The organism is Corallococcus sp. AB049A (assembly GCF_003668885.1).
In the GTDB taxonomy this organism is placed as follows: domain Bacteria; phylum Myxococcota; class Myxococcia; order Myxococcales; family Myxococcaceae; genus Corallococcus; species Corallococcus interemptor.
Window position 1 is genome coordinate 1 of the sequence record NZ_RAWL01000566.1, and the last position, 4640, is coordinate 4640.

The window sequence follows — 4640 nt, forward strand, 5'->3', positions numbered from 1 at the left end:
GTATAAGAGACAGCCAACTTCCCCGGGCGGGATCCGGACACCGGCGCGTCCCCCGGGTCGGTCCCCCCTGTCGGACAGGGAGCGGTTCGCGGCAAGAACTCGTGAGGCAGCCGACCGAGCACCGCTCGGAAACTTCCCAAGCCTTGCGCCCGCCCGATAGGATGTGGCGGTTTTCACTGCACTTTTTGCTGGGTGAAGGGCTTCATGGAGCGTCGCGTCCTCATCGTCGAAAGCCAGAACGACTTCGCACTCAGCATGGCCTCCGTGCTCAAGAGCGCGGGCTACAACACGGCCATGGCCACCACTGCGTCAGACGCGCAGCGGGAGTTGGAGAAGCGCCGACCCGACCTGGTGGTCGTGCGCGCGGAGCTGCCGGACCAGTCCGGCTTCGCCCTCTGTGGGCAGATCAAGAAGGGCAAGTGGGGCCAGAACCTCAAGGTCCTCCTGCTCTCCTCGGACTCCGGTGTGGAGGGTCTGAACAAACACCGTGAGACGCCGGCCGCCGCGGACGGCTACCTCGTCATCCCGTTCGAGATGGGCGAGCTGGCCTCCATGAGCGCGGGCATCGTCCCGCCCGGCACCGACGACTCGGACGCGGACCTGGACGCCGCGCTCTCCGGCGCGCCGCGTGAAGCCCCGCCGCCCATGCCCGGCGTGCGCACGGGCGCCCCGCCCAAGCTGCCCAAGCGCGAGCGCCGCAGCGCGATGACGGACGAGGACAAGTCCTTCATGGACCGGGCCTTCTCCTCCATCGCGGACCGCAAGGCGGAGCTGCTGGCGGAGTCTCGCCAACTGAAGCGTCCGCCCCCGCGCCGCGAGCTGATGGGCACGCCCGAGGGCAAGATCCAGATCCTCCGGGATGAGCTGAAGACGCGCGAAGCCCAGCTCGCGCGCCTGTCGGAGATCTGGAGCGTCCGCGAGCGCGAGCTGCTCTCCGTCGAGGACCGCCTCCATGAGAAGGACGTGGAGCTGCAGGGCCTGAAGATGCAGGTGGACGACCTGCTGCGCCGCTTCAACGACGCGCAGCAGTCCATCGTGCAGAAGGAGCGCGAGCACGGCGCCACCGTCGACGACCTGCTCCTCCAGAAGTTCTCCTCGGAGAAGGACCTCATCGAGGTCGTCGCCTCCAAGGAGAAGGACATCAACGTCCTGCGCAAGGAGGTCAACCTCCGCGACGAGGAGCTGGCCCGGCGCGGCGCGGACCTGGAGAACTGGCGCAACGAGTACGACAAGCTGGAGAAGCACCTCGGCGTCGTCACGCTGGAGTTCGAGGTCAAGGAGCAGAAGCTCCAGGACACCGTCCGCGCCAACGAGGCGGACATCCTCCAGCTGCGCGAGCGCGGCGACCAGTTCGAGTCCGAGCTGTCCCGCACCGTCAGCGAGCGCGACAACCGCTACGCCGAGCTGGACGGGGAGATCCAGGCCCTCACGGAGCGGCTGACCCAGACCGAGCAGGAGCGCGACGCCACCGTGCGCGGCCTGGAGGCCCGGGCCACCACGGCGGAGGAGCACGCCAGCCGCTCGGACGCGGAGATTGAGCGCCTCAACGCCGAGCGCGCCGCGCTGGAGCAGCGCCTCACGCAGCAGGTGGCGGACCTGGAGTCCGACATCTCGCGCGTCACCGGCGAGCGCGACCAGCTGCGGCTGGACAAGGACGCCCTGGAGGCGGACCTCACGCAGCGCGTGGAGGAGCGGGACACGAAGATCTCCGCGCTCGACCGCGAGCTGCAGGAGACCATCGCCCGCAACGAGAACAGCGAGGCGGAGCTCAACGCCACCATCCAGCAGCACCGCGAGCGCATCGGTGAGCTGGAAGGCGAAGTCGAGGCCGTCAAGACGCACCTGGAGGACCGCGAGAACGAGCTGACCGCGGAGCTCCAGGCGCTGCAGCAGGCCAAGGACGCGCTGGAGCAGGACCTCACCAGCCAGCTGGAAGACCTGCGCGCGGCCAAGGACGCCCTGGAGGCGGACCTCAACGGCCAGATTCAGGCGCTCACGGAGCAGCTGGACGCGTCCCAGCGCCAGGGCGAGCAGCTCTCCGCGCGCGTGGCCTCGCTCGAGGACACCGTCGCCCAGCGCGACGGCACCATCGAGGGCCTGCAGACCGACGTCTCCGACCGCGACGCCCGCATCGCCGAGCTGACCGGCAACCTGGAGGCCACGAGCCAGCAGCTCTCCGAGACGCAGAACACGCTCTCCAGCACGGAAGCCACCCTCGCGGAGACGCGCGGCGAGCTGGAGGCGACGAGCCAGCAGCTGTCCCAGACGCAGGGCACGCTCTCCAACACGGAGGCCACCCTCTCCGAGACGCGCGGCGAGCTGGAGGCCACCAGCCAGCAGCTCTCCGAGACGCAGACGCGCCTGGCCCAGACGGAGGAGACGCTCTCCACCACGCGCGGCGAGCTGGAGGCCACCAGCCAGACGCTGGCCACCACCGAGGCCACGCTCCAGCAGACGCAGGACACGCTGGCGCGCACGGAAGGGACGCTCTCCGAGACGCAGAACACCCTCTCCAGCACCGAAGGCACGCTGGCGGAGACGCGCGGCGAGCTGGAGGCCACCAGCCAGACCCTGGCGGACACGCAGTCCAAGCTCACGCAGACGGAGGAGACCCTCTCCACCACGCGCGGTGAGCTGGAGGCCACCAGCCAGACCCTCTCCGAGACGCAGGAGACGCTGACCCGCACCGAGGGCACGCTGGCGGAGACGCGCGGCGAGCTGGAGGCCACCAGCCAGACGCTGACGGAGACGCAGGCCAGGCTCGCGCAGACGGAAGGGACGCTCGCGTCCACCCAGGGCGAGCTGGAGGCCACCAGCCAGACGCTGGCCACCACCGAGGCGACGCTCGCGCAGACGCAGGACACGCTGGCGCGCACGGAAGCCACGCTCGCGGACACGCAGAACACGCTGTCCAGCACCGAGGGCACGCTGTCGGAGACGCGCGGCGAGCTGGAGGCCACCAGCCAGACGCTGACGCAGACCCAGGAGACCCTGGAGGCGACGCGCGCCGACCTGGCGAAGGTCACCTCGCACCGCGACGAGCTGGACGCGGAGCTCAACGAGACGCGCGACATCCTCGCGGAGACCAACGGCCTGCTGGCCCGCACCACCGAGGAGCGCGACGCGCGCATCGCGGAGCTGGCGGCGCTCAACACGGCGAAGGACGCGCTGGAGCAGGACCTCACCGGCCAGATTGGCCAGCTGCGCGCGGAGCTGTCGGAGACGCAGGGGCTCTACGACGCGGAGCGCACCGCCCACGCGGCGCTCGCGGAGGAGACCACCGCCCGCATCAACGCCCTCACCGGCGAGCGCGACAACCTGTTCGCTGAGCTGAACGCCACGTCGCAGCAGCTGGCGGACACGCAGGGCCAGCTGGCCGGCACCCAGGACGCGCTGGCCCGCGAGGAGCAGGCCCACGCGCAGTCCCGCCAGGCCGCCGCCAGCATGCAGGCGGAGCTCACGCGCCAGCTCACCGAGGCCCAGGCCAACGGCGAGGACCTGGCCGAACAGCTCATCGTCACCAAGCACGAGCTGGGCACCCGCGTGTCGGAAGTCACGCAGCTGTCCTCCACGCTCGCGCAGACGGAGGACGCGCGGCACAACCTGGAGGACCGCCTCCAGACGCTCACCCACGAGTCGCAGCGCCGTGAGGAGCTCCTCCAGAACGAGGTGGACACCAAGGGCAAGGAGCTGTCGGACACGCTCCGCAAGCTCACGCACGTGACGCAGGAGAAGATGCGTCAGGCGGAGGTGCTCAACCGCGAGGTCTCCACCCGCACGGAGCAGGTCAAGCAGCTGGAGGGCCAGCTGGAGGCCCGGGCCGCGGAAGCGAAGAAGCAGGCGGACGCGCTCAACCAGCAGATCGCCAACGTCTCCGGCGAGCTGGATGGGGCGCGCAAGGCCATCGCGGACCGCGACGCGCAGCTGCAGCAAGGCGCCCAGCAGCAGAAGAAGCTCACCAGCGAGCGCGACGGCCTGGCCGGACAGCTCCAGCAGGCCCAGGCTCAAGCCCAGCAGCAGGCCCAGCAGGCGCAGGCCGCCGCCGCCGAGGCGAAGAAGCAGTCGGACGACCTGGCCGCGAAGCTCGCGAAGGCGGAGCAGCGCATCGCGCAGCTGTCCCAGGAGGCCCAGAAGTTCGCCGCCGACACGGAGGCGAAGCTCAAGGAGGCCCAGACGCAGCTGCAGGCCCGCACCAAGAAGGCGCAGGACCTGGAGCTGGCGCTGGAGAACGCCCAGAGCACCCGCGCCCGCGCGGAGAAGGACCTCAACGCCCGCGTCGCCGCGGCGGAGACCAAGGCCAACGAGGCGGCCGCGAAGCTCGCCACGGCGCAGAAGGAGCGCAAGGACCTGGAGGCCCGTCAGGCCAAGGAGCTGGAGGACCTCAACGCCAAGCAGAAGGCGGAGCTGGAGCGCCGCGAGGCCATCAAGGCCCAGGAGGTCGCCCGCCTCCAGACGTCCGTCCAGGAGAAGAGCAAGGCGCTCAAGGTCGCCGAGCTGGAGCTGGCCCGCTACAAGACGAAGGCCCCGGCCGCCGCCCCCGCAGCGAAGGCCGGCGCCAAGGCCACCGAGGACGAGCACCTGGCCGCCACCGTCCAGGCGAACCCGGTCATCCCGGCCGCCGCCAAGCCCCCGGCCAAGGC

General features: G+C 70.6%; 1 protein-coding gene. It reads left to right on the forward strand.

Annotated elements, in window-relative coordinates; genetic code table 11:
* Positions 1 to 204 precede the first annotated feature (204 nt).
* On the forward strand, positions 205 to 4640 hold a 4436-nt coding region (locus D7X55_RS36205; protein WP_233610278.1), incomplete at its 3' end, for a response regulator.